This window comes from Pseudomonas sp. TCU-HL1, assembly GCF_001708505.1.
Classification (GTDB): domain Bacteria; phylum Pseudomonadota; class Gammaproteobacteria; order Pseudomonadales; family Pseudomonadaceae; genus Metapseudomonas.
This window is the reverse complement of record NZ_CP015992.1, coordinates 920,528-946,199: the sequence shown is the minus strand read 5'-3', so window position 1 is coordinate 946,199 and position 25,672 is coordinate 920,528. Positions and strand designations below refer to the sequence as shown.

Below are 25,672 nucleotides of genomic sequence, written 5' to 3'. Positions count from 1 at the left end.
GGCATAGAACGAATAGGCAGGATGCGCGACCACTCGCATCACCCGCCGCGAGGGTGGGTGACGCGAGCCGACCGCTTAAACCAGATGCGGCATGGAACGGGCCACCAGCGCCTCGGCATCGACGCCGCGGGGCAAGGTGCCATAGACCCGGCCATGGCCCTCCAGGCGACTGCCGATGAAGGCGTCGGAAACGGTGGCGTTACCTGCTTCCAGCAGCAGCTTGGCCTGCAATGCCACAGCCACGTCTTCGGTGAGCTGGCGGGCACGGAACTGGATGTCGCCCGTGTCGGCGAAGCCTTTCTTGAGGTTGCCGATGAAGGACGCGAGGCGGGCATCGCCGTGGCCGTCACCCAGTTCGGTGAACAGGGCGTCAAGCACGCCGGGCTCCTTGGACAGGGCGCGCAGCACATCCAGGCATTGCACGTTGCCCGAGCCTTCCCAGGTCGAGTTGACCGGTGCTTCACGGTACAAGCGCGGCAGGATGGTGTCTTCAACGTAGCCAGCACCCCCCAGGCACTCTGCGGCCTCGTTGATCATCGCGGGGGCACGCTTGCAGATCCAGTACTTGCCCACGGCGGTAACCAGGCGAGCGAACTTGTCCTCCTGTTCATCGTGGGAATTGTCCAGGGCTCGGCCCATGCGCATGGTCAGTGCCAGGGCAGCTTCACTTTCCAGGGCGAGGTCGGCCAGCACGTTCTGCATCAGCGGCTGCTCGGCCAGCACACGCCCCCCGACCTTGCGATGGGCGCAGTGGTGAGCGGCCTGGGTGAGGGCCTGGCGCATCAGGGCGCTGGAGCCGATCATGCAGTCGAAGCGCGTCAGGGAAACCATTTCAATGATGGTTGGCACGCCACGGCCTTCCTCACCAACCATCCAGGCCAGTGCACCGCGATACTCCACTTCGCTGGAAGCATTCGACCAGTTGCCCAATTTGTTCTTCAGGCGCTGGATGTAGAACTCGTTGCGGCTGCCGTCCGGGCGGTGGCGCGGCAGGAGGAAGCAGGACAGCCCCTTGTCCGTGTAGGCGAGGGTGAGGAACGCATCGCACATGGGCGCCGAGCAGAACCACTTGTGGCCCACAAGTTCATAGGCCTGGCCCGGACCGGGGATGCCCACCGGATGGGCGCGGGTGGTGTTGGCGCGAACGTCGGTGCCGCCCTGCTTCTCGGTCATGGCCATGCCGATGGTGACCCCGGCCTTCTGCTCCATGGGCAGGTTGCGTGGGTCGTATTCGGTGGACAGGATTTTCGGCAGCCACTTTTCGGCGATGTCCGCCTGCAGGCGCAAGGCGGGCACGCTGGCGAAGGTCATAGTCAGCGGGCAGCCAGTGCCGGCTTCAGCCTGGCTGTGCAGGTAGCTCAGGCCGGCACGCGCAACCTGGGCGCCCGCGCGAGGATCGGTCCAGGGCATGGAAGGGATGCCGTGCTCGATGGCGGCACGCATCAGCTCGTGATACGCCGGGTGGAACTCCACCAGGTCGATGCGGTGCCCATAGCGGTCGTGGCTCTTGAACACCGGCTTGTTCTCATTGGCAAGGAAGCCCGCCGCCATCAGCGGCCCGCCCGCGAGGGTGCCGTAGGTTTCCAGACGCTGCTCGGCCCAGCTGCCCTGGTAGCGGCGTACCCACTCCTGCAGCGGCAGGTCGACGCGGTAGAGGTTGGTGCCATCCAGTGGCGGCACCTGATTGAAGACTTCATGGGTTTCAGCGAACTCGTGCAGACTCATCGCAGGCCTCCAGGGCAGTGTGGCTGGCGCCCAGGGCGCGCAGGCAGAAAGTGACGAGATTGGCGCAGACGGCTTCAAGGTCGTCCGGCGCATGGCCGGCTTCGCGCATGGCACGTGCCGGGGGCGACAGCGGCCCTACCAGGGATTCGGCGATGGCGCCGACCAGGCAGGCTGCGGTAAGAGGAACGGAGGGCACCTGGAATTCGCCACGGGCACGGCCGTCCTCCAGCAGGTGGCAGAACAGCTCGGCGTAGGCCTCGCGGTAGAGCAGGCGCTGCTCGTCCACTTCAGGGTCCACGGGCTCGGCGATCAGCGCGAAGGCCAGGCGCCGGCTGTGCCAGGCGCGCGCGGCGAACTGGCGCAAGCCGCGAATCAGGCGCTCGGCCGCGCCCCCTTCGCCGCGCAGCACCTCGGCCAGGCTGTCTACTTCGGACTGGCTGGCCCGGGCGAAGACTTCGGCAGCCAGCTCACCCTTGTTGCCGAAGTGGCGGTACAGGCTGCCGGTGGCGATGCCGGCATCTTCTGCCAGCGTCTGCATGGTCAGCGCGGCGAACCCACCCTCGACTACCCGCGCATGCGCGCAGGCCAGGATGCGGCTGCGCAATGCCTGGTCACGGTCGATTCGAGCTGCTGTGGTGCGATAGGCCATGATCTGAATCCTGATTCACTTCTTTCAGTGAACCAGCATTCAGACCTTGCAGGAAGTGATGAAAATGCCGCGCTTGGTGGCATACATGCCACGCAGATGGGAACAGGCGGATCAGCCCAGCGACTGCACGCTCTCCACCGGTTTGCACAGCAACCAGTCATGCAGCATGGTGCGCAGCTCTTCGAACTTCACCGGCTTGGCCATGTAGTCACTCATGCCAGCGGCCAGGCAGCGTTCGCGGTCGCCACTGTGGCTGTGCGCCGTGATGGCCAGCACCGGCAGGTCGGCGCAACCGGGCATCGCACGCAGGGCGCGACAGGTGGCGAAGCCGTCCATGACCGGCATCTGGCAGTCCAGCAACACGGCGTCCATGGGCTCGCGACGAATCTGCTCGAGGGCTTCGGCGCCGTTATCCGCGGTACGCACGCGGTACCCGAGCTTGAGCAACATGCCGCGCGTCACTAACTGGTTGATGGCGTTGTCTTCCACCACCAGAACAGTGCATTGCTCCGGACGCCGCAAGGCCTCACCGCCAGGGCGGCGTACGGGTACGGACTGGACCGCCTGGTCCGGGAGCGACAATGGGAGCGCCAGGGTGAAGGAGCTGCCGCGACCGGGCTGGGATTGATGCGACAGGCTCCCGCCAAGCAAAGCCACCAACTGCTGGCTGAGGGCAAGACCAATACCGAGGCCGCCGTATTCGCGAGTCATGGAACCGTCGAGCTGATAGAAGCGCCGATAGATCGGACCATCCGGCGGCGCGGTGAAACCGATGCCGGTATCCGCCACTTCGATGCGCAAGTCCAGGCTGCCATTGACCGGTTCCTGGCCACTGACCGTGAACATGACGCTGCCCCGGCTGGTGAACTTCACGGCGTTGTCCAGCAGATAACCCAGCGCCTGGGCCAGCTTGCCGGCATCGCCCTCCAAGGTGTCCGGCAATTTGTGGCCCAGTTCCAGCTTGAAGGTGAGCCCCTTCTCTTCGGCGCGGGGCTGGTACTGCACCCGCAAGCTGTCCATCAGGCCGCGCAGGCTGAACGGCTCGCGTCGCGGGTAGAGCTTGCCGGCCTGGAGTTCCGTCATGGCGAGGATGTCGTTGACCAGCCGCATCATGTCCCGCGCCGAACCTGACGCAGTACGCTGGTACTGCTGCAGTTCGTCATCCAGTGGCAGGGTCTGCATCAGTTCCAGGGAGCCGATGACACCGTTCATCGGGGTACGCAGCTCGTGGGTGACGGTGGCGAGGAATTCATCCTTCAGGCGGTTGCTGTTGGCCAGCTCCTGGTTGAGCGCCTCCATCTTGTTGCCCGCGTCCTGAAGGATGCGCGTGCGTTCCTCTTTCATGGCATTGATGCGGTCGGCCAGGGCCAGGGACAACAGCCCCACCTCCAGCGCTGAGCCAAACTGGCTCGCGTACATGGTGAAGAAAATGTTCGGCAGGTAACCCAGCACCATCAGGGTATTGATGGCGCCCCCGAGGAGGAATGCGCTCCAGGCAATGATGAAGTAACGCGCCACGCGCAGACCGCGAAGCCAGGCCAGCACGCCAGCGGCGAAGACCACCACGGTGAAGATCAACGCCAGGGAGGTGGCCAGGCGCAGGGCCAGGCCGTAACTGGCGGTGAGCGCCAGCACCATCGCCAGCCCGCCCAGGAACATCAGGCCCAGGAGGGCGCGGTCCATCCAGGGACTGTGGTCGGCGGTATGCAGGAAGCTGCGGGAGAACTGACAACCGAACAGGGCCGCAGAGCCGATCAGGAAGGGGGTCGCCGCGTTCGCCCACCAGGGGCTGTCAGGCCAGAAATACTGGATCCCGGCACCGTTGACCGAGATCTGGTAGAGCCCGAACGAGGCGATGTAGAGGATGTAGTAGAGGTAGCTGGTGTCGCGGACGCTGAGGTAGATGAACAGGTTGTAGAACAGCATCACCAGCAGTACGCCGTAAATGATGCCCAGCACGTAGATGCGTTCCGGCTGTTCCTCGAGAAAAGCCCGGGGCGACCAGAGCGTCAGTGGCGCCTGGATGGAACCTTCGCTCTGCATCCGCAGGTAGATGCGCTGCGGCTGGTTGGGTTGCAGGCTGAGGCTGAAGACATAGTTGCTCCGCTTGATGTCGCGACTGGAGAACGGCAGTGCATCACCGGTGCGCTGAGCCAGCCGGTAGGCGCCCTGACCGTCAGGCACATAGAGGTCCAGCCGGTCCAGGGGTGGATAGGCCAGCTCCAGCAACCAATCCTGCAAGCCACCCTTGGCGCGCGGGCGGTAATCCAGATCGACGCGCAGCCAGAATACCGAGCGCGAATAGCCGGCATTGAGCACGGGCTTCTCGTGGCGGCGGAAACTGCTGTCGAGTGCGGGGGAGGTGATGTCGTCGATTTCGGCGTCACCACGGACATCTTCGAAGACGTCCATGTGCTGGCCGAGCGGGAGGCTGCGCAGGCGTTCATCAAACTCCACGGCAGTGGCCAGGCTTGAGAACAGGCAAAGGAACAGGAGAAAGAGGGTACGCATGCAGCCCCGCAATGGCCTATTGACCGCGTCCTGGAGCCCCACCTCCCTATCTGACGCGCCACCCCGGGCCAGGTTGTTCGAAATGCGACCACTCTAGCACAGCGCAGAGCGCCTGAAAGCTGCACATTGCCATCACGCACGAACAGCTCTATTCCGGTGCTTACAGTGCAAAAGACAAAACACCGCCAGATACCCCTGAGGCGTAGCGCCGCCGGTGCGGATCAGCAAGGTGTTTAGTGGTAAGCTCGCCGACCATGAAAACGACCAACTCTCGCCCCGTAGTCCTCTGCCTTTCCGGCCACGACCCCAGTGGTGGCGCCGGCCTCCAGGCGGACATCGAAGCCCTGATAGCACAAGGCTGCCACGCTGCCCCGGCCGTGACCGCCCTGACCGTGCAGGATACCGTCAACGTTTCCGACTTCCGCGTCCTCGACCGGGAATGGGTACTGGCCCAGGCTCACGCCGTGATCGCCGACCTGCCAGTGGCCGCCGTCAAGCTGGGCATGCTCGGCTCGGTACAGATGGTCGAAACGGTACTGGAAGTCATGCAGTCGCTGCCCGGCGTGCCGCTGGTCTGCGACCCGGTACTGCGTGCCGGCGGCGGTGGCGCCCTGGGCAAGGATGAAGTGGGCTATGCCATCCGCGAGCGCCTGCTGCCGGTGGCGACCATCGCCACCCCGAACCTGCCGGAAGCCCGCATTCTCGCCGAACTGCCCAAAGGCACCCCGGACGAGTGCGCGGAAAAGCTCCTGCCGTTCTGCCGTAACCTGCTGATCACCGGCGGCCACGGCGACGAAACCGAAGTCCACAACCGTCTCTACACCCGGGACGGCGGGCGTTTCACCTTCACCTGCCAGCGCCTCCCCGGCAGCTATCACGGTTCGGGCTGCACCCTGGCCAGCGCGCTGGCCGGCCGCCTGGCCCTGGGCGAGGAACTGTCCAGCGCGGTTCGCAGCGCCCTTGATTACACCTGGCGCACTCTGCGTGATGCCGAACAACCCGGCCACGGCCAGTACGTGCCGCGCCGCCTGCCGCTGGACTTCTGCCAATGAAACTGCGCGGCCTCTACGCCATTACCGACAGCCAATTGCTGGCCGATGGCAAGCTACTGCCCTACGTCGAGGCAGCCCTGAAGGGCGGTGCCAAATTGCTGCAGTACCGCGACAAGTCCAGTGACGAAGCCCGCCGCCTGCGCGAGGCGGAGGCCCTGGGCGAGTTGTGCACCCGCTACGGCGCCCAGCTGATCATCAACGACGACGCCGAACTGGCCGCACGCCTGGGCGTCGGCCTGCACCTGGGCCAGGGCGACGGTTCCCTGGCCGCGGCCCGCGCCTTGCTGGGCCGTCAGGCGATCATCGGCGGCACCTGCCACGCCAGCCTCGACCTGGCGGCTGCGGCGATCAAGGAAGGTGCCAGCTACATTGCCTTCGGCCGCTTCTACAATTCCCAGACCAAGCCGGGCGCGCCTGCCGCCACCCCGGACCTGCTGGACCAGGCCAGGCAGCGTTTCCAACTGCCGATCGTCGCCATCGGCGGCGTGACCCTGGACAACGCCCCCGAGCTGATCGCTCGCGGCGCCAGCATGGTGGCTGTGATCCACGCGCTGTTCGGCGCCGACTCCGCCTCCGAGGTGGAACGCCGCGCCCGTGCCTTCAGCGCCCTGTTCGACGCCGCCTGACCCGAATTCGCTTGAAAGAGAGACCTGCCATGTCCCGTTCCGAAACCCTCTTCGCCAACGCCCAGAAACATATTCCCGGTGGCGTCAACTCGCCGGTCCGCGCCTTCAAGAGCGTCGGCGGCACCCCGCTGTTCTTCAAACACGCAGCCGGTGCCTACGTGACGGACGAGGATGACAAGCGCTACGTGGACTACGTGGGCTCCTGGGGACCGATGATTCTCGGCCACAGCCACCCGGACGTGCTGGACGCCGTGCGCAAGCAACTGGAGCACGGTTTGTCCTACGGCGCCCCCACCGCGCTGGAAGTGGAAATGGCCGACCTGGTCTGCTCCCTGGTGCCGTCCATGGAGATGGTGCGCATGGTGAGCTCCGGCACCGAAGCCACCATGAGCGCCATCCGGCTGGCCCGCGGTTACACCGGCCGCGACAGCATCATCAAGTTCGAAGGCTGCTACCACGGCCACTCCGACTCCCTGCTGGTGAAAGCCGGCTCCGGCGCCTTGACCCTGGGCGTGCCCAGCTCCCCGGGCGTACCGGCGGCCTTCGCCCAGCACACCTTGACCCTGCCGTTCAACGACATCGACGCCGTGGAGAAGACCCTGGCCGAAGTGGGCAACGAAGTAGCCTGCATCATCGTTGAGCCGGTGGCCGGCAACATGAACTGCGTACCGCCGGCACCGGGCTTCCTGGAAGGCCTGCGCAGCCTCTGCGACAAGCACGGCGTCGTGCTGATCTTCGACGAGGTGATGACCGGCTTCCGCGTGGCCCTCGGCGGCGCCCAGGCCCGTTACGGCATCACCCCAGACCTCTCCACCTTCGGCAAGATCATCGGCGGCGGCATGCCGGTAGGCTGCTTCGGCGGCAAGCGCGAAATCATGTCGTGCATCGCCCCTCTAGGTCCGGTCTACCAGGCCGGCACCCTGTCCGGTAACCCGCTGGCCATGGCTGCCGGCCTGACCACCCTGAAGCTGATCAGCCGCCCGGGCTTTCACGCCGAGCTGACCGACTACACCACCCGCATGCTCGACGGCCTGCAACAGCGCGCCGATGCCGCAGGCATCCCGTTCGTCACAACCCAGGCAGGCGGCATGTTCGGCCTGTACTTCAGCGGCGCGGATGACATCGTCACCTTCCAGGACGTCATGGCCAGCGACGCCGATCGCTTCAAGCGCTTCTTCCACCTGATGCTGGAAGGTGGCGTGTACCTGGCGCCGAGCGCCTACGAAGCAGGCTTCACCTCCATCGCCCACGGCGACGCGGAGCTGGCGCTCACCCTGGAAGCAGCCGAGTGCGCTTTCGCCGGCCTGAAGCAGGCCTGACGCAATACAGCACCGCCGCCCTCCCCTGCCTGGCCAGCGCGTATGCGCTGTGCCGGACAGGCAAGGCGATGCTCGACGCGTTACGTCCCGCTGAACGCAAACAAAGTAAAGGCTTTGTAAGATCGCCCCGGCTTATTTCATAATGTGACGGTCGGCGCGTTTCTCGCCGGCCGGGCATGATGCCCGCACTGCTTCCGAGGCGCTGTGATTCCCATGAAACGCACCGGCCGCACCCTGATTCTGGGCTGCCTGTTGCTCCTGCCACTGCTGGCCAATGCCGGCGGCAATTCCCTGCTGATTCCAGCTACCGGCCGCTGCAACCTGAACAGCCTGCCGGAAAACCTCTCGGAAGCCATTTCGGCCTGCCAGCAAGCCGCCAAGGGCGGCGACGCCGAAGCTCAGTACGAGCTCGGCGAGTTCTACTACGACGGCAAACGCACCCCGCGCGACCTGAACCAGGCCCTGCAATGGTTCGAGCAAGCCTCTCTCAAGGGGCACGCCCAAGCACAGCTGCGCCTTGGCAACATGTTCTTCCGTGGCGAAGGTGTGCCGGCCAACAATGTGCAGGCGTACATCGTGCTGAAGATGTCGGCGGTCAATGGCTCGGACGAGGCTATGGACAGCGCCGACCTGGTGGCCGCGCAGATGCGCAGTGATGAACTGGAAATCGCTACCCAGGTGCTGGGACAGATTTTCCGCAACTACCTGCTGGAACTGCAGGCTGCGGACGGCGGTTCGCCCTTCTCGCCGCTGCCCTGACGCAGCGGCTCGCCAACGAAAGAGCTTTCCTTACTTCTCGGGCATCGGCATGGGGAACGGCATTACATTGCTGCCGCCCCTGGCCTCGCTGATCTTCGGCGTCCCCAGACGCTCCACTTCGTCGATGCGGATGATCGAATGCATGGGCAGGAAGCTGCGTACCACGCCTTCGAACTGGGCCTTGAGCTTCTCTTCGCTCGGGTCGACCACCACCTGGGTGCGCTCGCCAAAGACAAACTCCTCCACTTCCAGGAAGCCCCACAGATCGCTCTGGTAGATCTGCTTGGCGTACATCTCGTACACCTGGCCCTGGTTCAGGAAGATCACCTTGTAGATGGGTTCGGGCTTGCTCATGGGAGATCGGCGGTCGTCGCGGGGGAATTTCAGGGGCGCAGATCATAGCATAGCCGCCAGGCAGTCGGCGCTAGGAAGGCCGGGGGATGGCGACTATAATGCGCGGTTCTTCGAACCACCCTGACTGAAGTGCATGGCCAAGAAGCTCTATATCGAAACCCACGGCTGCCAGATGAACGAGTACGACAGCTCGCGCATGGCCGACCTGCTCGGCGAACATCAGGCGTTGGAAGTCACCGAACACGCCGAAGAAGCCGACGTAATCCTGCTCAACACCTGCTCGATCCGCGAGAAGGCGCAGGAGAAGGTGTTCTCGAAACTTGGCCAGTGGCGCGAGCTGAAGCGGCAGAACCCGGAGCTGGTCATCGGCGTGGGCGGCTGCGTAGCCAGCCAGGAAGGCGCCGCCATCCGCGAGCGCGCCCCATACGTAGACGTGGTCTTCGGCCCGCAGACGCTGCACCGCCTGCCGGAAATGATCGACGCCGCGCGCGCCACCCGCAAACCCCAGGTGGACATCAGCTTCCCGGAAATCGAGAAATTCGACCGCTTGCCCGAACCCCGCGTCGACGGCCCCAGCGCTTTCGTTTCCGTGATGGAAGGCTGCAGCAAGTACTGCACCTTCTGCGTGGTCCCCTATACCCGCGGCGAAGAAGTCAGCCGCCCATTCGATGACGTACTCACGGAAGTCATCCACCTGGCCGAGAACGGCGTGTGCGAAGTGACTCTCCTGGGCCAGAACGTCAACGGCTACCGGGGACAGACCCACGATGGCCGCATCGCCGACTTCGCCGAACTGATCCGCGTGGTGGCTGCCGTCGACGGCATCGAGCGCATCCGCTACACCACCTCGCACCCGCTGGAGTTCTCCGACGCGCTGATCCAGGCCCACGCCGAAGTGCCAGAGCTGGTGAAGTTCGTCCACCTGCCGGTGCAGACGGGCTCCGACCGCATCCTCGCGGCCATGAAGCGCAACCACACCGCACTGGAATACAAGTCGCGCATCCGCAAGCTGAAGGCGGCTGTTCCGGACATGTGCATCAGTTCGGACTTCATCGTTGGCTTCCCCGGCGAAACCGACAAGGACTTCGAGCAGACCATGAAGCTGGTGGAAGACGTCGGCTTCGACTTCTCCTTCTCCTTCATCTACAGCTCGCGCCCCGGAACTCCAGCCGCCGATCTGGTGGACGACACGCCCGAAGACGTGAAAAAGCAGCGCCTGCTGATCCTGCAGAGCCGCATTCACCAGCAAGGCTTCGAAATCAGCCGACGAATGGTTGGCAGCGTCCAGCGCATCCTGGTCAGCGACTTCTCCAAGAAGGACCCGGGCATGCTCCAGGGCCGCACCGAAAACAACCGCATCGTCAACTTCCGCAGCGCCAACCCGCGGCTGATCGGCCAGTTCGTCGACGTGCACATCGATGACGCCCTGCCCCACTCCCTGCGCGGCAGCCTGCTCGAAGAGCACCCGCACTGATCGACCTCGAGGGCCCGCACTTTTCCAGGCGGGCCCTCGGGGTTATTCTTCATGTCATCCCATTCCTTCCGCCCAAGGGCGAACACACGACATTGAACGCCTCCCTGGATCTACACCGTTTCACCCTGGAACCCTTTGAAGCCCGCCGCTTCGCCAACCTCTGTGGCCAGCTCGACGAGCACCTGCGCCTGATCGAGCAGCGCATGGCCATCGAAATCCGCAACCGTGGCAACCAGTTCGAACTGGTCGGCGACCCGCAACGCACCCGCGCCACCGAGAACCTCCTGCATCGCCTTTATCGCGAGACCGAGGCCATCGAGCTGTCGCCCGACATGGTGCACCTCTTCCTGCGCGAGACCGGCATGGAAGAAGCCGTGAATCCCAAAGCCGAGCCCGTGAGCCTGCGTACCCGCAAGGGCAACATCCGCCCGCGCGGCGCCAACCAGCAGCGCTACGTGAAATCGATCCTCGATCACGACATCAACTTCGGCATCGGCCCGGCTGGCACTGGCAAGACCTACCTCGCCGTGGCCTGCGCCGTGGACGCCCTGGAGCGCGAGCAAATCCGCCGCATCCTGCTGGTACGCCCCGCAGTCGAGGCCGGCGAGAAGCTCGGCTTCCTCCCCGGCGACCTTTCCCAGAAGATCGACCCCTACTTGCGCCCGCTCTACGATGCGCTCTACGAGATGCTCGGCTTCGACCACGTCGCCAAGCTGATCGAGAAACAGGTGATCGAGGTCGCTCCGCTGGCCTACATGCGCGGTCGCACCCTTAACAACAGCTTCATCATTCTCGACGAGAGTCAGAACACCACCCTCGAGCAGATGAAGATGTTCCTGACCCGTATCGGCTTCGGCTCCACCGCCGTGATCACTGGCGACATCACCCAGATCGACCTGCCGCGCGGCACCAAATCCGGACTGATCCACGTAATCGACGTGCTGCGCGACGTTCCGGGCATCAGCTTCACCCACTTCAAGTCCCAGGACGTGGTACGCCACCCGTTGGTGCAGCGCATCGTGGAAGCCTACGACCGCTACGACAACCGCCAGCAACCGGCCAAGGCCAGACCCGCCGACAACGATCCTGGCGCGATAGACGACAATGCTTGAACTCGACCTGCAACTCGCCAGCGAGGCCCAGGGCCTGCCGAGCGAGGCGGACCTTCGTCGCTGGTGCGAACTGGCCCTGCGCCAGCGCACCGCCGACTCCGAATTGACCATCCGACTGGTGGACGAACCTGAAGGCCGGGAGCTCAACCGCACCTGGCGACACAAGGACTACGCTACCAATGTGCTGTCCTTCCCCGCCGATGTGCCGGACGAGTTGCTGGATATTCCGCTGCTCGGCGACTTGGTGATCTGTGCGCCGGTGGTGGCGCGGGAAGCCGCCGAACAGGGCAAGGCCCTGGAGGCGCACTGGGCGCACCTGGTGATCCACGGATGCCTGCACCTGCTCGGCTACGACCACATCGAAGATGAGGAAGCCGAGGAAATGGAAGCACTGGAACGGGAATTGCTGGCTGAACTTGGCCACCCCGACCCTTATCGTGACGATGAAGACCAATAAGAAGCACCGAGCAAAGGACATATGAGCGAAGATCGATCGAGCAACGGGCACAGGTCCTGGCTGGAAAAGCTGACCCAGGCCTTTGCCCATGAGCCGAAAAGCCGCCAGGAGCTCCTCGAGCTGCTGCGCGAAGCCCACCAGAACAAGCTACTCGACAGCGAGGCGCTGTCGATCGTCGAAGGCGCGATCCAGGTCGCTGACCTGCAAGTACGCGACATTATGGTGCCGCGTTCGCAGATGATCAGCATCAAGGCCGCGCAGACGCCGAAGGAGTTCCTCCCGGCGATCATCGACGCCGCCCACTCCCGATACCCGGTCATCGGCGAAAGCCTCGATGACGTCATGGGCATCCTCCTGGCCAAGGACCTGCTGCCGCTGATCCTTCAAGAGAATGGCCAGAGCTTCAACATCAAGGACCTGCTGCGACCGGCGACCTTCGTGCCGGAATCCAAGCGCCTGAACGTGCTGCTGCGCGAGTTCCGCGCCAACCACAACCACATGGCCATCGTGATCGACGAGTACGGTGGCGTGGCGGGCCTGGTGACCATCGAGGACGTACTGGAACAGATTGTCGGCGACATCGAAGACGAGCATGACGTCGAAGAAGACAGCTACATCAAACCGCTGCCCAGCGGCGACTTCATCGTCAAGGCGCTGACCCCGGTGGACGCGTTCAACGAGTTCTTCGAAACCGACTTCTCCGAAGACGAGTTCGACACCGTCGGCGGCCTGGTCATGGGTGCCTTCGGCCACCTGCCCAAGCGTAACGAAACCACCGAGATCGGCGAGTTCCGCTTCCGCGTACTCAACGCAGACAGCCGTCGCATTCACTTGCTGCGCCTCTCCCCGCTGTCCCATTGATTCGCGCGCCCCTCCACAGCGGAGGGGCGCACGTGGATAATCGCGCCCCGGGTCGGTGCTCAGACCGCGCCCGCACTCAATTCCAGCGCCCCACCCGCCCAAGGACCGAGCATGAACTGGATCACCCGCCCCGGCTGGCCGGGCAACCTGCTGGCACTGGCCGCCGGCGCCCTGACGCCCCTGGCCTTCGCCCCCTTCGACTTCTGGCCCCTGGAACTGCTGTCCCTGGCCCTGTTCTACCTGGGCCTGCGCGACCTGGCGCCTAAAGCCGCGTTCATTCGCGGCTGGTGCTATGGCTTCGGCCTGTTCCTCACCGGCACCGGCTGGATCTACGTCAGTATCCACGACTATGGCGCCGCCTCGGTGCCCCTGGCGGGCTTCCTGACCGTCGGATTCAGCGCCGGGGTCGCCCTCTTCTTCGCCCTCCCGGCGCTGGTCTGGGCGCGCTGGCTGCGCCGCAGCGAAGCGTCCCTGGCCGACACCCTGGCTTTCGCTGCCCTCTGGCTGGCCCAGGAGGCCTTCCGCGGCTGGTTCCTCACCGGCTTCCCCTGGCTCTACGCTGGCTATAGCCAGCTCGATGGCCCGCTGGCGGGGCTGGCGCCGGTCGGCGGTGTCTGGCTGGCGTCCTTCGCCCTGGCGCTGAGTGCGGCCCTGTTGGTGAACCTGGCACGCCTGCGCAGCCGTCCGACCTTCCTCGGCGCGGGGCTTGTCCTGTTGATCGCGCCCTGGGCCGTCGGCCTGGCGCTGAAGGGGCACGCCTGGACCCAGCCAGCCGGTGCGCCGCTGAAAGTGGCAGCCATGCAAGGCAACATCGAACAGAACCTGAAGTGGGACCCGGAGCAGCTCAACGCCCAGCTCGCCCTCTACCGCGACATGACCTTCAGCGCCGAGAAGGCCGACCTGATCGTCTGGCCGGAAACCGCGGTGCCGGTGCTCAAGGAGTTCGTGGACGGTTACCTCGGCGTCATGGGCCGCTTTGCCAATGACCGCCAGTCCGCCCTGATCACAGGCGTGCCGATTCGCCAAAGCAACGAGCGCGGCGAAAAACGCTATTACAACGGCATCACCGTCGTAGGCCAGGGTGAAGGCACCTACCTGAAGCAGAAGCTGGTGCCCTTCGGCGAGTACGTGCCACTGCAGGACGTACTGCGCGGGCTGATCGCCTTCTTCGACCTGCCGATGTCCGACTTCGCCCGTGGCGACTCCAAGCAACCGCCGCTGCTGGCCAAGGGTTACCGCATCGCCCCGTACATCTGCTACGAGGTGGTCTACCCCGAGTTCGCGGCCGAGTTGGCCGCCAACAGCGACATCCTGCTGACGGTGAGCAACGACACCTGGTTCGGCACCTCCATCGGTCCCCTGCAACACCTGCAGATGGCCCAGATGCGTGCCCTGGAGGCCGGGCGCTGGATGATCCGCGCCACCAACAACGGCGTCACCGTGCTGATTGACCCGTTCGGCCAGATCACCGAAGGCATCCCGCAGTTCCAGCAAGGGGTGCTCTACGGCGAAGTCCTGCCCATGCAGGGCCTGACGCCCTACCTGCAATGGCGTGCCTGGCCACTGGTGATCCTCTGCGGCCTGCTCTTCGCCTGGGCCCTGTTGGCCAGCCGGATCGCCAAGACGGTGTGAAAACAGCGTGCGAAGGGCTGCACAGCAGCCCCGTAGGTTGGTGTAGAGCGAAGCGAAACCCAACGATTCCCGGCTGGGATGCACGTTGGGCTTCGCGGAGCTCAGCCACAACCTACCAGAGCCGCCCCGCTGTCGGTGAGCGAACTCATTCGCGAAGGGCTGCCTGGTGGCCCCTTCCCATTCAGTCATACGCCAGTGGATAAGCCAGCAGCCCGATCGCCTCATTGAGCAGCATCCCGCTCTGCCAGACCGCCTTCGACTCCGGCAACCAGCCGCCCAGCGGACGAGCGTTGGGCACGCCCAGGTACCCCATGGGCGCCGCCACCACCTCGAACCCTGCGCGCTCGAAACACCAGCGGGCCCGGGGCATGTGGGCTGCCTGGGTAACCAGCAGCACACGGCGCACACCCGCCGGTTGCAACAGCTTCGCGCTGTAGGTCGCGTTCTCCCAGGTGGTGCGGCTCTCCCCTTCCTGCCAGCGCACGGCCAGGCCGAAGTCCCGTTCCAGCGTGTCGGCCATGATTCGCGCCTCGCTCGGAGGCTCGCCGTAGTGCAGGCCGCCGCTGGTCAACAGCGGCAGGCGGCTGGCACGAGCCAGGCGTGCGGCATAGCGCAGGCGCTCCAGGGCCATGGCCGATGGCTGGTCGCTGCCCCAGGCCGGATCGTCGCGCTCGCGACCGCCGCCCAGAACCACAATGGCATCCACCCGCCCGGCCAACTGCGCCCACTGCGCCTCGGCCAGAGGTGGTTCGCGCTCCAGCACCCTGGCCGACCATTCGACCATGATCGGCAGACTCATCAGCCAGAGGCCGCCGAGCCCCGCCACGAAGCAGGCCAGCGACAGGCGCGGCATGCGCCGACGCAGCCACCAGGCAAGCAAGAGCAACAGCAGCAGGCCGCCGGGCGGCAGCAGGAATTGCTTGATGATGTAGCGAATCGGCATGGACACCTCCAGGGTGCCCGGAGCCTAACGGGGATTGGACGTACGGAAAAGCTGCGACCCGCAGGACATACAGGCCTGCACGCCCTGGCCGCGCTGCCAACTGGCCGGGGTGCCGCACATGGCACAGCACAGCTGCTGGCTGCGCTTGAACAGGGGTTTGGGCTTGAGCGCGAAGCGCTTGGGAGGACTGCTTTCGGTGTGCGGAGCGCGACGGGGCAGATCCTCGATGGCCGCCAGTTCCTCGGCGGCGGCGTGCCAGCCGCTGAGCCAGCGCGTGTCGCGATCCAGATAGGCACGGATCAGCTCCATCTCGGCGGGCGTCAGTCCCTTGAGCTCCAGTTCGAGCGGTTCTTCGTCGCGCAGACGAACCGCCGTATCCGCTTCATCCAGCGCCAGGGCCAGCCGGTGCAACAACCGTTCGTAAAGCCCGCTCCCTGAATCCGCCCGCCGCAACTGACCCATCCAGCACCTCGAACTACGTAAACGCTTGCCTTGCTTATGAAAAGCTTAGCGTTCGGTTCCCTGCCGCAAGGTGCCAGCGACAAACGGTGCCGGGATTGCCGACGGACGCCCGCCCGTGCATTCAGGGTTTCCCTAGGCCGATGGGGGTCATGTATGCTACGGCGCTTGAATTTCCGTTTCCTCCAGGGTTCGGCAGCACTGGCCAAGGCCAGCCAACCGGACCGAGGGACTCCATCCTCCAGCGCCAGTAGCCATGCACGAACAGTATCAGCCCCGCGAAATCGAAGCCGCCGCGCAAGCCCACTGGGACGCGCATAAATCCTTTGAAGTGAGTGAGCAGCCCGGCAAGGACACCTTCTATTGCCTGTCGATGTTCCCCTACCCGAGCGGCAAGCTACACATGGGGCACGTGCGCAACTACACCATCGGTGACGTGATCGCCCGCTACCACCGCATGCAGGGCAAGAACGTGCTGCAGCCCATGGGCTGGGACGCTTTCGGCATGCCGGCGGAAAACGCCGCGATGAAGAACAACGTTGCGCCCGCCAAGTGGACCTACGAGAACATCGCCTACATGAAGTCCCAGCTCAACAGCCTGGGGCTGGCGATCGATTGGTCCCGTGAGGTCACCACCTGCAAGCCCGACTACTACCGCTGGGAGCAGTGGCTGTTCACCCGCCTGTTCGAGAAAGGCGTGATCTACCGCAAGAACGGCACCGTCAACTGGGACCCGGTGGACCAGACGGTCCTCGCCAACGAGCAGGTCATCGACGGCCGTGGCTGGCGTTCCGGTGCGCTGGTGGAGAAGCGCGAGATCCCGATGTACTACTTCAAGATCACCGCCTACGCGGATGAACTCTTGAGCAGCCTCGACGACCTGGATGGCTGGCCCGAGCAGGTCAAGACCATGCAGCGCAACTGGATCGGCAAGTCCCGCGGCATGGAAGTCAGCTTCCCCTACGATCCGGCCAGCATCGGCCAGGCCGGCGCGATGAAGGTCTTCACCACCCGCCCCGACACCCTGCTGGGCGCCACCTACGTCGCCGTCGCCGCCGAGCACCCGCTGGCCACCCTGGCCGTGCAGAAGCTGCCGGCCGACAAGGCCGCCGAGCTGCAAGCTTTCATCGACGAATGCAAGCGTGGCGGCGTCGCCGAAGCCGATATCGCCACCCAGGAAAAGAAAGGCCTGCCCACGCCGCTCTTCGTCGAGCACCCGCTGACCGGCGAGAAGCTGCCAGTCTGGGTCGCCAACTACGTCCTGATGAACTACGGCGAAGGCGCCGTGATGGCCGTGCCGGCCCACGACGAGCGCGATTTCGCCTTCGCCCACAAGTACGACCTGCCGATGAAAGCGGTGATTCGCACCTCCGCCGGTGACGAAACCCCGGCTCCGTGGCAGGACGCTTACGGCGAGCATGGCCAACTGATCAATTCCGGTGAGTTCGACGGCCTGGACTACCAGGGCGCGTTCGACGCCATCGAAGTGGCCCTGCAGAAGAAGGGCCTGGGCCAGGCCCGTACCCAGTTCCGCCTGCGCGACTGGGGCATCAGCCGCCAGCGCTACTGGGGCTGCCCGATTCCGATCATCCATTGCCCGAGCTGCGGCGACGTGCCAGTTCCGGAAGACCAGCTGCCGGTGGTTCTGCCGGAAGACGTCGTGCCGGACGGCGCGGGCAGCCCGCTGGCGAAGATGCCCGAGTTCTACGCCTGCACCTGCCCGAAATGCGGCACCACGGCCAAGCGCGAAACCGACACCATGGATACCTTCGTGGAAAGCTCCTGGTACTTCGCCCGCTACGCCTCGCCGAACTACGACAAGGGCATGGTCGACCCGGCCGCGGCCAACCACTGGCTGCCGGTGGACCAGTACATCGGCGGCATCGAACACGCCATTCTCCACCTGCTCTACGCACGCTTCTTCCACAAGCTGATGCGCGACGAAGGCCTGGTCAGCTCCAACGAGCCGTTCAAGAACCTGCTCACCCAGGGCATGGTCGTGGCCGAGACCTACTACCGCACGGCGGCCAACGGCGGCAAGGACTGGTTCAACCCGGCCGACGTCGAAGTGGAGCGTGATGCCAAGGCCAAAGTCATTGGCGCCCGCCTGAAGTCCGATGGCCTGCCGGTAGAAATCGGCGGCACCGAGAAAATGTCGAAGTCGAAGAACAACGGCGTCGACCCACAGGCGATGATCGACCAGTACGGCGCTGATACCTGCCGCCTGTTCATGATGTTCGCCTCGCCGCCGGACATGAGCCTGGAATGGTCCGACTCCGGCGTCGAGGGTGCCAGCCGCTTCCTCCGCCGCGTCTGGCGCCTGGCCCAAAGCCACGTCGCCGCAGGCCTTCCGACCGCCCTGGACCGCAGTGCCCTGAATGACGACCAGAAGGCCGTGCACCGCGCCATCCACCTGGCCATCAAACAAGCCAGCCAGGATATTGGCCAGTACCACAAGTTCAACACCGCTATCGCAGCTGTGATGACCCTGATGAACGTGCTGGAAAAGGCCGCACAGAGCAGCGCCGAAGACCGCGCCCTGCTTCAGGAAGGCCTGGAAGCCGTCGCCCTGCTGCTGGCCCCCATCACCCCGCACATCAGCCATGAGCTGTGGCGCGAACTGGGCCACGCCGACGCCATCATCGACGCCGACTGGCCGACCGTGGACGAAGCCGCCCTGGTGCAGGACAGCCTGCAACTGGTGGTGCAGGTCAACGGCAAGCTGCGTGGCCACATCGAAGTGCCGGCCGATGCCAGCCGCGAGGCGGTGGAAGCCACCGCACGCGCTAACGAGAACGTGCTGCGCTTCACCGACGGGCTGACCATACGCAAGGTCATCGTGGTGCCCGGCAAACTGGTCAATATCGTCGCCAACTGATCGAAGCCGGCGCCCTCCTCCCGGAGTGGCGCCGGACTGCTTGCAAGGGGAAAGCAATAAATGATGAAACGGAATCTGCTGGTCCTGGGCCTTACCGCGCTGCTGAGCGCATGCGGCTTCCACCTGCGCGGCACTGGCGACGCCGACTTCGCCCTGACCGAGCTGGACGTCACAGCCCGCAACCAGTACGGCCAGACCGTCAAGGCGATGCGCGATGCCCTGGAAGACAACGGCGTCAATGTCCATGCCGGCGCACCGTACACCCTCGTGCTGGCCCGCGAAGACGAAACCCAGCGCACCGCGTCCTACACCGGCGGCAACCGCAGCGCCGAGTACGAACTGAACCAGACACTGCAGTACGAGATCCGCGGCGCCAACGACCTGCTGCTGATGGACGACAAGCTGACCGTGCAGAAGTACTACGTGCATGACAGCAACAACCTGATCGGCTCCGACCAGGAAGCGGCACAACTGCGCCAGGAAATGCGTCAGGAGATGATCCAACAGATGGTCATGCGCCTGCAGCTGATCACCCCGGCCCAGTTGGACCAGCTGCAGCAGACCGCCGAAGCCAAGGCAAAAGCCGAAGCAGAAGCCCTGGAAGCTGCCCGCCAGGCCGAGAAGGCCCAGCAACCGCAGCAGTCGCCGCTGCAACTGCCCATCCAGTGAGTACACGGGGCCGCACCAGCGGCCCCGGTCATTTTCGCCTATGAAACTCAACCCCGCACAACTGGGCAAACACCTGCAGGGCCAACTGGCCCCGGTCTACGTCGTCAGCGGAGACGAGCCGTTGCTCTGCCAGGAAGCATGCGACGCCATTCGCGCCAGCGCCCGCGCGCGGGATTTCAGCGAGCGCCAGGTCTTCAACGCCGAAGCCAACTTTGACTGGGGCCTTCTGCTGGAGGCAGGCGCCAGCCTGTCGCTGTTCGCCGAAAAACGCCTGCTGGAAGTGCGCCTGCCGTCGGGAAAGCCCGGCGACAAAGGCGCCGCGGCCCTGCTGGAGTACCTGTCCCGCCCGCCGGAAGACACCGTATTGCTGCTGAGCCTGCCCAAGCTCGATGGCAGTACCCAGAAGACCAAGTGGGCCAAGGCCCTGATCGACGGCGCCGACGCCCAGTTCATCCAGATCTGGCCCATCGAAGCACACAACCTGCCGCAGTGGATTCGCCAGCGCCTGTCCCAGGCCGGTCTGGCCGCCAACCAGGAGGCTGTGGACCTGATCGCCGTGCGCGTCGAGGGCAACCTGCTGGCCGCCGCCCAGGAAATCGAGAAACTCAAGCTGCTGGCCGAAGGTGGGCAGATCGATGCCGCCACCGTCCAGGCAGCGGTGGCAGACAGCGCCCGCTTCGATGTCTTCGGGCTGATCGACGCCGCCCTCAATGGCGAACCGGCGCACACCCTGCGCACCCTGGAGGGCCTGCGCGGCGAGGGCGTGGAGCCACCGGTGATTCTCTGGGCGCTCGCCCGCGAATTGCGCCTGCTGGCCAGCCTGGCCCAGCAATACAGCCAGGGCGTTCCGCTGGAAAAGGCCTTCGCCTCCGCTCGCCCGCCGGTCTGGGACAAACGCCGCCCCCTGGTTTCCCGAGCCTTGCAGCGCCACCCGGCATCGCGCTGGAACCAACTGCTGCAGGACGCCCAACGCATCGACGCGCAGATCAAGGGCCAGGCTCCAGGCGATCCGTGGAACGGCCTGGCACGCCTCGCCCTGCTCCTGGCCGGTCAGCGCCTGCCGCTAGCGGCCGAATAGCTGGACATTTTCTGAACAGCGTCCGATGATGCGCGCGCCCGCACTGACGCGAGCGCCGATCGAGGACAGGCCATGGCCAAGAAACGCAAGCAAGGCGCGCCAAACCGCGCGAAATCCCTGGCAGCCCAACCGCTCTTCCGCTGCCGCCAGGAAAAACCGCTGAAAGGCAAAGGCAGCTACCGCCGCGAAGCCTCCCACGATTGGGAGGCTTCGTCGCTTATGGCAGCCTGAAAAGGCTTGAAACGGCCCGGACGTGTTAAGGTCGCGACTGATTTGTCTGCCTCGAGACCTCCGTATGTTCGATGCCCCAGCCCCCGGCCCGATGTTCCGCTGCCTGGCCGTGGCCTCCGCCCTCTCCCTGCTCTCCTCCTGCGCTGACACCCCTGCGCAAAAAGCCGCTTCGGCGCCCCTGCCGCAGGTCAGCCAGCCCGCCCCGAAAGTCCCTGTAGCACCTGCTCAAGCTGCCCCAGCGGTAATGCCCGCCATCAGCTTCAGTGCCTGGCGTGACGACTTCCGCCGCGAAGCACTGGCCAGCGGGATCGACGCCGCCACCTTCGATCGCGCGTTCGCTGGAATCACACCCGACCCGAGCGTGATCAACGCAGACCGCAGCCAGCCCGAGTTCACCCGCCCCGTCTGGGAATACCTGGAAGGCGCCATTTCTCCTTACCGGGTACGCAAAGGCCAGGCCCTGCTGGCCGAGCACACCGCCACCCTGGATGCGATCGAACAGCGCTTCAGCGTGGACCGCGAGCCGCTGGTCGCGATCTGGGGAATGGAAAGCAGCTTCGGCCAGTTCATGGGCGACAAATCGGTCATCCGCTCCCTGGCCACCCTGGCCTACGAAGGCCGCCGACCGGCCTTTGCCCATGCCCAATTGCTGGCCGCCCTGCAGATTCTCCAGCACGGCGACATCCAGCCGGGCAGCATGCTTGGGTCCTGGGCCGGCGCCATGGGCCAGACCCAGTTCATACCCACGACCTATAACAGCCACGCCGTGGATTTCGATGGCGATGGCCGCCGTGATATCTGGAACTCCTCGGCTGACGCACTGGCCTCGGCCGCTCACTACCTGCAAGCCTCTGGCTGGCGCAAAGGGCAACCCGCGGCGCTCCAGGTGCAGCTGCCGCAAGGCTTCGACTACGCCCACGCCGATGGCGACATCCGCAAGCCGGTATCGCAATGGCAGGCCTTGGGCGTGCAGCTCGGGCCACAGGACAACGGACTTGCCGGCGAGCCCGCCTCGCTGCTGCTACCGGCTGGCCATCGTGGTCCGGCTTTCCTGGTCCTGGATAACTTCCGCGCCATCCTGAAATACAACAACTCCTCGTCCTACGCCCTGGCGGTCAGCCTGCTGGGCGAACGCTTCGACGAGCGCGGCCAGCTCACCGGCAGTTGGCCCCGTGACGAGCGTCCCCTGAGTCGCAGCGAGCGAGTCGAACTGCAGGAATCACTCGCCGCGGCCGGCTACAACCCGGGCGCGGCAGACGGCATCATCGGCGCCAATACCCGCAAGGCAATCCGTGTTTACCAGCAACGCCTGGGTTGGCCGGCGGATGGCTACCCCACCCTGGAGCTACTCAGACAGTTGCGCGGCGGACGCTGAGGCATCCGCCCTGCTTGCGGCCGTCGGATGCTCCCGCCTCCAGACGGCTGCAAGTTCGTGCAAAAACCTTTGTGATAAACTGCGCCACCCCATTTTGCCCCTGCGGCAGCCAACGGAGCCACCAGCGGAGCCAGATTTCCGATGTCCGATACAGACTCGTCCAAACCCGTCGCCAGCGGCGAAAAGTTCCGTACTGCTCAGGGCATCATCGCGATCAAGGATGGCCAGAAGCACCGTGCCTCGGCCGAACCGCAGGTGTTCGAGCCCAAGCCCAAGTGGCTGCGGGTCAAGGCACCAGGCGGCAGCCGCTTCGAGGCGGTCAAGCGCAATGTCGGCGAACATCGCCTGAGCACCGTGTGCCAGGAATCGCACTGCCCGAACATGGGTGAGTGCTGGTCCAACGGAACCGCCACCATCATGCTGATGGGTTCGGTGTGTACCCGTGCCTGCCGCTTCTGCGCCGTGGACACTGGCAATCCCAACGGCTGGCTGGATCTGGAAGAGCCGCAGAACACCGCCAAGTCGGTCGAGCTGATGGCGCTGCGCTATATCGTGCTGACCTCGGTGGATCGCGACGACCTGGACGATGGCGGCGCCAGCCACTACGCCGCCTGCGTGCGTGCCATCAAGGAGCGCACGCCGCAGGTGGTTGTGGAAGCGCTGACCCCGGACTTCAACGGCGACACTGAGGCCATCGCACGGGTCGTGGACTCCGGCCTGGAGGTGTTCGCGCAGAACGTCGAGACGGTCAAGCGCCTGACCCATGTGGTGCGCGACCCACGCGCCGGCTACGAGAAAACCCTGCGCGTGCTGGAGCATGCCAAGCGCCACCGCCCGAACGTGTTGACCAAGACCAGCCTAATGCTGGGCCTGGGCGAGACTGACGAGGAAGTCATCGAGACCATGGACGACCTGCGCGCCATTGGTGTGGACATCCTGACCCTCGGCCAGTACCTGCAGCCCACCCGCAATCACCTGCCGGTCAAGCGCTGGGTCAGCCCAGAGGAATTCAACCACTTCCGCGAAATCGGCCTGCAGAAGGGCTTCATGGAAGTCGCGGCTGGCCCGCTGGTGCGCTCCAGCTACAGGGCCGACAAGGTGTTCGAAAAGAATAACCTGGGCTTGGCGGCACCGGTGCCGGTACCGGGCCAACCCCAGGACCCGAGCCTCATTCCGACGCTCAACCTGGGTTGAGCGGGAAGTGCCCAGCCCGCTCCCGAGGGAGAGGGTTGCGGTGATTGTGCAGCGGACAATCAAACGCGGTCTGAATAAACGAAACGGCCCCTCTCCCGATGGGAGAGGGGCCATCTTTTTTCGGGAACTTACTTCTACTGCGTGTAGCCCAGCCGCCGACGCAGGGCCTGCTCCAGGCGCTGCGCCACTTCATCGAGCTGCGGCGGCGTCTCGATAAGGTCCTTGAGCTGCACCATCTTCAGCCCGGTATAGCCGCAGGGGTTGATCCGCCAGAAGGGCGACAGATCCATGTCCAAGTTGAGCGCGAGGCCGTGCAGGGAGCAGCCACGGCTGACCCGCAGCCCCAGCGAGGCGATCTTGTCGCCGTCGACATAGACGCCGGGCGCATCCGCCTTGGGCGCCGCCTCGACACCATAGTCGGCCAGCACATCGACCAGGCTCTGCTCCATGGCCGTCACCAGCTCGCGCACGCCAAGCCCCAGGCGACGCAGGTCCAGCATCAGATAGGCCACCAGCTGGCCGGGGCCGTGGTAGGTGACCTGGCCGCCGCGCTCGACCTGGACCACCGGGATGTCTCCCGTCGCCAGCAGATGCTCGGCCTTGCCAGCCTGGCCCTGGGTGAACACCCGGGGATGCTGCAGCAGCCAGATTTCGTCGGGCGTGCTTTCGTCGCGCTCGGCAGTCAGGCGGCGCATCGCCTCCAGGGTCGGCAGGTAGTCCACCAGCCCCAGATGCCGCACGATGAGTTCGGCAGATGACACTAAAGCACCATATGCACGCGACCGGTGGCACGCAGGTCGACATGGATCGCCTGCAACTGGTCGACGCCGGTGGCGGTGATCAGCACCTGCACCGAGAGGAAACGGCCATTGCGGCTGTCGCGCATCACCAAGGTGGAGGCGTCGAAACCGGGCGCATGGCGCTGGATGATGTCGATCACCAGATCGGCGAAGCCATCGAAGGAATCGCCGATTACCTTGATGGGATAACGCTCGCAGGGGAACTCGATTTTCGGGGGTTGTACGTCAGGAGTGTCGGTCATGGCGGAAGCGGACTCGTGATCCGCGATGCGGACGCCCCGTGCCAGGATCAGGCGCGAGGCGTCGGCTCAGTAGGTCAGTTGAAAAGGCCGAAGAAGAACAGGCGAATGCTATCCCACAGGCGGCGGAAGAAGCCACCTTCCTCGACGGTTTCCAGGGCGATCAGGTCAGCGCTGTGGATCACCTGGTCTTCCATTTTCACCTCGACCTTGCCGATCACGTCACCCTGCTTGATGGGCGCAACCAACTGCGGGTTGAGGGTCATGCTGGCCTGCAGCTTCTTGATCTGGCCCTTGGGCAGGGTCAGGGTCAGGTCCTGGGCCAAGCCGGCCTTGGCTTCACGGGTAGAACCCTTCCAGACCTGGGCTTTGGCCAGTTCGGCACCCTTCTGGTAGAAGGTCTGGGTTTCGAAGAAGCGGAAGCCGTAGGTCAGCAGCTTCTGGGTTTCGGCGGCACGGGCCTGCTCGCTGTTGGTGCCGAACACCACAGCAATGAGGCGCATGTTGTCGCGTACGGCAGACGCCACCAGGCAGTAGCCGGCTTCCTCGGTGTGGCCAGTCTTCAGGCCATCGACGGTCTTGTCGCGCCACAGCAGCAGGTTGCGGTTGGGCTGCTTGATGTTGTTCCAGAAGAACTCCTTCTGGGAGTAGATGGCGTAGTGGGCCGGATCTTCGTAGATGATCGCGCGCGCCAGGGTCGCCATGTCATGGGCAGTCGAGTAGTGCTCCGGGTTGGGCAGGCCGGTGGCGTTCATGAAGTGGCTGCCGCTCATGCCCAGCTTCTCGGCGGAGGTGTTCATCATGTCGGCGAAGGCGTCTTCGCTGCCGGCGATGTGCTCGGCCACGGCAACGCTGGCGTCGTTACCCGACTGGATGATGATGCCGCGCAGCAGGTCGCCCAGGGCTACCTGGGTGTTGACCTGGACGAACATGCGCGAACCGCCGGTGCGCCAGGCGTGCTCGCTGATGGTGACCGGGTCGGTCTCGCCGATCTGGCCCTTGCGGATTTCCAGGGTGGCGATGTAGGCGGTCATCAGCTTGGTCAGACTGGCCGGAGGCAGGCGCTGGTCGCCGTTGTTCTCCACCAGAACCTGGCCACTCTGGGCGTCCATCAGGACATAGGATTTGGCGGCCAGTTGCGGCGCCGACGGAATGACCTGCTGGGCCGCCATGGAAACCGGCGCGACGATGAGCAAGGCTGCGGGCAGTAATAGGCGTTTGGCGAAGCTGAAGATGTTCATCCGTCTCTCTGAAAAGTCACTAATGGTCTAACGG

At 64.9% G+C, this 25,672-nt stretch carries 24 protein-coding genes; 15 read left to right on the top strand and 9 right to left on the bottom strand.

Features of this window, described 5'->3' with window-relative positions; all coding sequences use genetic code 11:
- Positions 1-75: 75 nt before the first annotated feature.
- The 3 genes from THL1_RS04365 to THL1_RS04355 all read right to left on the bottom strand — a co-directional run bounded on the left by THL1_RS04365 (position 76) and on the right by THL1_RS04355 (position 4,885).
- Positions 76-1,725 (bottom strand): acyl-CoA dehydrogenase family protein, encoded by a 1,650-nt coding sequence (locus THL1_RS04365; protein WP_069082115.1) that lies wholly within the window; start codon positions 1,723-1,725, stop codon positions 76-78.
- Positions 1,703-2,374 carry a TetR/AcrR family transcriptional regulator gene (locus THL1_RS04360; protein WP_069082114.1) on the bottom strand — a complete coding sequence of 224 codons (672 nt, stop codon included), beginning with the start codon at positions 2,372-2,374 and terminating at the stop codon, positions 1,703-1,705. Before THL1_RS04360 ends, THL1_RS04365 begins: the two co-directional genes overlap by 23 nt.
- A 111-nt stretch (positions 2,375-2,485) precedes the next feature.
- Positions 2,486-4,885 (bottom strand): hybrid sensor histidine kinase/response regulator, encoded by a 2,400-nt coding sequence (locus THL1_RS04355; protein ID WP_069082113.1) that lies wholly within the window; start codon positions 4,883-4,885, stop codon positions 2,486-2,488.
- Between the two features lie 254 nt (positions 4,886-5,139).
- Here THL1_RS04355 and THL1_RS04350 point away from each other — a divergent pair, with 254 nt between their 5' ends.
- The 4 genes from THL1_RS04350 to THL1_RS04335 all read left to right on the top strand — a co-directional run bounded on the left by THL1_RS04350 (position 5,140) and on the right by THL1_RS04335 (position 8,641).
- On the top strand, positions 5,140-5,937 hold the full coding sequence (locus THL1_RS04350) for a hydroxymethylpyrimidine/phosphomethylpyrimidine kinase (protein ID WP_069082112.1): 798 nt from the start codon (positions 5,140-5,142) through the stop codon (positions 5,935-5,937).
- On the top strand, positions 5,934-6,563 hold the full coding sequence (gene thiE, locus THL1_RS04345) for a thiamine phosphate synthase (RefSeq protein ID WP_069082111.1): 630 nt from the start codon (positions 5,934-5,936) through the stop codon (positions 6,561-6,563). Before THL1_RS04350 ends, thiE begins: the two co-directional genes overlap by 4 nt.
- A gap of 29 nt (positions 6,564-6,592) precedes the next feature.
- Positions 6,593-7,882, top strand: coding sequence for a glutamate-1-semialdehyde 2,1-aminomutase (hemL, locus tag THL1_RS04340; RefSeq protein ID WP_069082110.1), 1,290 nt, complete (start codon positions 6,593-6,595; stop codon positions 7,880-7,882).
- A 213-nt stretch (positions 7,883-8,095) separates the two neighbouring features.
- Positions 8,096-8,641, top strand: a complete 546-nt coding sequence (locus THL1_RS04335) for a tetratricopeptide repeat protein (RefSeq protein ID WP_069082109.1) — start codon at positions 8,096-8,098, stop codon at positions 8,639-8,641.
- A 30-nt stretch (positions 8,642-8,671) separates the two neighbouring features.
- Here the strand turns inward: THL1_RS04335 and THL1_RS04330 are convergent, their stop codons facing one another.
- Positions 8,672-8,995 (bottom strand): DUF1820 family protein, encoded by a 324-nt coding sequence (locus tag THL1_RS04330; protein WP_069082108.1) that lies wholly within the window; start codon positions 8,993-8,995, stop codon positions 8,672-8,674.
- 133 nt (positions 8,996-9,128) lie between these two features.
- Here THL1_RS04330 and miaB point away from each other — a divergent pair, with 133 nt between their 5' ends.
- The 5 genes from miaB (at position 9,129) to lnt (ending at position 14,531) form a co-directional block, all read left to right on the top strand.
- Positions 9,129-10,469, top strand: coding sequence for a tRNA (N6-isopentenyl adenosine(37)-C2)-methylthiotransferase MiaB (gene miaB, locus THL1_RS04325; RefSeq protein WP_069082107.1), 1,341 nt, complete (start codon positions 9,129-9,131; stop codon positions 10,467-10,469).
- A 92-nt stretch (positions 10,470-10,561) separates the two neighbouring features.
- Entirely contained in the window at positions 10,562-11,581 is a 1,020-nt protein-coding gene (locus THL1_RS04320) for a PhoH family protein (RefSeq protein ID WP_069082106.1), read from the top strand.
- Entirely contained in the window at positions 11,574-12,038 is a 465-nt protein-coding gene (ybeY, locus tag THL1_RS04315; protein WP_069082105.1) for an rRNA maturation RNase YbeY, read from the top strand. The genes THL1_RS04320 and ybeY overlap by 8 nt, the downstream gene beginning before the upstream one ends.
- Positions 12,039-12,059: 21 nt before the next feature.
- Positions 12,060-12,899: an HlyC/CorC family transporter gene (locus tag THL1_RS04310; protein ID WP_069082104.1), complete on the top strand. Its 840-nt coding sequence runs from the start codon at positions 12,060-12,062 to the stop codon at positions 12,897-12,899.
- A gap of 111 nt (positions 12,900-13,010) precedes the next feature.
- The gene (gene lnt / locus THL1_RS04305) at positions 13,011-14,531 is read left to right on the top strand and encodes an apolipoprotein N-acyltransferase (protein WP_069082103.1); all 1,521 of its coding nucleotides are present in this window, start codon (positions 13,011-13,013) and stop codon (positions 14,529-14,531) included.
- A 181-nt stretch (positions 14,532-14,712) separates the two neighbouring features.
- On the opposite strand, the gene THL1_RS04300 is transcribed toward lnt, so the two are convergent.
- Entirely contained in the window at positions 14,713-15,474 is a 762-nt protein-coding gene (locus THL1_RS04300) for a YdcF family protein (RefSeq protein WP_069082102.1), read from the bottom strand.
- Between the two features lie 24 nt (positions 15,475-15,498).
- Positions 15,499-15,936 (bottom strand): hypothetical protein, encoded by a 438-nt coding sequence (locus THL1_RS04295; protein ID WP_069082101.1) that lies wholly within the window; start codon positions 15,934-15,936, stop codon positions 15,499-15,501.
- A 253-nt stretch (positions 15,937-16,189) separates the two neighbouring features.
- Between THL1_RS04295 and leuS the strand changes: the two genes are divergently transcribed.
- From leuS to lipA, 6 genes are all read left to right on the top strand, one after another.
- Positions 16,190-18,811, top strand: coding sequence for a leucine--tRNA ligase (gene leuS / locus THL1_RS04290; protein WP_069082100.1), 2,622 nt, complete (start codon positions 16,190-16,192; stop codon positions 18,809-18,811).
- Positions 18,812-18,871: 60 nt separating this feature from the next.
- Positions 18,872-19,480, top strand: a complete 609-nt coding sequence (gene lptE, locus THL1_RS04285) for an LPS assembly lipoprotein LptE (protein ID WP_069082099.1) — start codon at positions 18,872-18,874, stop codon at positions 19,478-19,480.
- Positions 19,481-19,520: 40 nt separating this feature from the next.
- Positions 19,521-20,558 carry a DNA polymerase III subunit delta gene (holA, locus tag THL1_RS04280; protein ID WP_069082098.1) on the top strand — a complete coding sequence of 346 codons (1,038 nt, stop codon included), beginning with the start codon at positions 19,521-19,523 and terminating at the stop codon, positions 20,556-20,558.
- Positions 20,559-20,630: 72 nt separating this feature from the next.
- Positions 20,631-20,789, top strand: coding sequence for an alternative ribosome rescue factor ArfA (gene arfA / locus THL1_RS04275; RefSeq protein ID WP_069082097.1), 159 nt, complete (start codon positions 20,631-20,633; stop codon positions 20,787-20,789).
- A gap of 64 nt (positions 20,790-20,853) precedes the next feature.
- The gene (locus THL1_RS04270; protein WP_069082096.1) at positions 20,854-22,164 is read left to right on the top strand and encodes a lytic murein transglycosylase; all 1,311 of its coding nucleotides are present in this window, start codon (positions 20,854-20,856) and stop codon (positions 22,162-22,164) included.
- Between the two features lie 141 nt (positions 22,165-22,305).
- Positions 22,306-23,358 (top strand): lipoyl synthase, encoded by a 1,053-nt coding sequence (gene lipA / locus THL1_RS04265; protein ID WP_069082095.1) that lies wholly within the window; start codon positions 22,306-22,308, stop codon positions 23,356-23,358.
- Positions 23,359-23,492: 134 nt separating this feature from the next.
- Here lipA and lipB read toward each other — a convergent pair whose 3' ends face one another.
- From lipB to THL1_RS04250, 3 genes are all read right to left on the bottom strand, one after another.
- The gene (gene lipB / locus THL1_RS04260) at positions 23,493-24,119 is read right to left on the bottom strand and encodes a lipoyl(octanoyl) transferase LipB (protein WP_069082094.1); all 627 of its coding nucleotides are present in this window, start codon (positions 24,117-24,119) and stop codon (positions 23,493-23,495) included.
- Positions 24,119-24,400, bottom strand: a complete 282-nt coding sequence (locus THL1_RS04255; protein ID WP_069082093.1) for a DUF493 domain-containing protein — start codon at positions 24,398-24,400, stop codon at positions 24,119-24,121. The genes lipB and THL1_RS04255 overlap by 1 nt, the downstream gene beginning before the upstream one ends.
- A gap of 74 nt (positions 24,401-24,474) precedes the next feature.
- The gene (locus THL1_RS04250; RefSeq protein WP_069082092.1) at positions 24,475-25,638 is read right to left on the bottom strand and encodes a D-alanyl-D-alanine carboxypeptidase family protein; all 1,164 of its coding nucleotides are present in this window, start codon (positions 25,636-25,638) and stop codon (positions 24,475-24,477) included.
- Positions 25,639-25,672 lie beyond the last annotated feature (34 nt).

What these genes read in the sequence shown, in the direction of transcription:
- THL1_RS04365 (WP_069082115.1), bottom strand. Translation starts at nt 1,725, where the DNA reads ATGAGTCTGCACGAGTTCGCTGAAACCCATGAAGTCTTCAATCAGGTG.
- THL1_RS04270 (WP_069082096.1), top strand. Translation starts at nt 20,854, where the DNA reads ATGTTCGATGCCCCAGCCCCCGGCCCGATGTTCCGCTGCCTGGCCGTG.
- lptE (WP_069082099.1), top strand. Translation starts at nt 18,872, where the DNA reads ATGATGAAACGGAATCTGCTGGTCCTGGGCCTTACCGCGCTGCTGAGC.
- THL1_RS04350 (WP_069082112.1), top strand. Translation starts at nt 5,140, where the DNA reads ATGAAAACGACCAACTCTCGCCCCGTAGTCCTCTGCCTTTCCGGCCAC.
- lipA (WP_069082095.1), top strand. Translation starts at nt 22,306, where the DNA reads ATGTCCGATACAGACTCGTCCAAACCCGTCGCCAGCGGCGAAAAGTTC.
- THL1_RS04360 (WP_069082114.1), bottom strand. Translation starts at nt 2,374, where the DNA reads ATGGCCTATCGCACCACAGCAGCTCGAATCGACCGTGACCAGGCATTG.
- arfA (WP_069082097.1), top strand. Translation starts at nt 20,631, where the DNA reads ATGGCCAAGAAACGCAAGCAAGGCGCGCCAAACCGCGCGAAATCCCTG.
- holA (WP_069082098.1), top strand. Translation starts at nt 19,521, where the DNA reads ATGAAACTCAACCCCGCACAACTGGGCAAACACCTGCAGGGCCAACTG.
- THL1_RS04355 (WP_069082113.1), bottom strand. Translation starts at nt 4,885, where the DNA reads ATGCGTACCCTCTTTCTCCTGTTCCTTTGCCTGTTCTCAAGCCTGGCC.
- ybeY (WP_069082105.1), top strand. Translation starts at nt 11,574, where the DNA reads ATGCTTGAACTCGACCTGCAACTCGCCAGCGAGGCCCAGGGCCTGCCG.
- THL1_RS04310 (WP_069082104.1), top strand. Translation starts at nt 12,060, where the DNA reads ATGAGCGAAGATCGATCGAGCAACGGGCACAGGTCCTGGCTGGAAAAG.
- thiE (WP_069082111.1), top strand. Translation starts at nt 5,934, where the DNA reads ATGAAACTGCGCGGCCTCTACGCCATTACCGACAGCCAATTGCTGGCC.
- hemL (WP_069082110.1), top strand. Translation starts at nt 6,593, where the DNA reads ATGTCCCGTTCCGAAACCCTCTTCGCCAACGCCCAGAAACATATTCCC.
- leuS (WP_069082100.1), top strand. Translation starts at nt 16,190, where the DNA reads ATGCACGAACAGTATCAGCCCCGCGAAATCGAAGCCGCCGCGCAAGCC.
- THL1_RS04255 (WP_069082093.1), bottom strand. Translation starts at nt 24,400, where the DNA reads ATGACCGACACTCCTGACGTACAACCCCCGAAAATCGAGTTCCCCTGC.
- THL1_RS04250 (WP_069082092.1), bottom strand. Translation starts at nt 25,638, where the DNA reads ATGAACATCTTCAGCTTCGCCAAACGCCTATTACTGCCCGCAGCCTTG.
- THL1_RS04330 (WP_069082108.1), bottom strand. Translation starts at nt 8,995, where the DNA reads ATGAGCAAGCCCGAACCCATCTACAAGGTGATCTTCCTGAACCAGGGC.
- THL1_RS04335 (WP_069082109.1), top strand. Translation starts at nt 8,096, where the DNA reads ATGAAACGCACCGGCCGCACCCTGATTCTGGGCTGCCTGTTGCTCCTG.
- miaB (WP_069082107.1), top strand. Translation starts at nt 9,129, where the DNA reads ATGGCCAAGAAGCTCTATATCGAAACCCACGGCTGCCAGATGAACGAG.
- lnt (WP_069082103.1), top strand. Translation starts at nt 13,011, where the DNA reads ATGAACTGGATCACCCGCCCCGGCTGGCCGGGCAACCTGCTGGCACTG.
- THL1_RS04300 (WP_069082102.1), bottom strand. Translation starts at nt 15,474, where the DNA reads ATGCCGATTCGCTACATCATCAAGCAATTCCTGCTGCCGCCCGGCGGC.
- THL1_RS04295 (WP_069082101.1), bottom strand. Translation starts at nt 15,936, where the DNA reads ATGGGTCAGTTGCGGCGGGCGGATTCAGGGAGCGGGCTTTACGAACGG.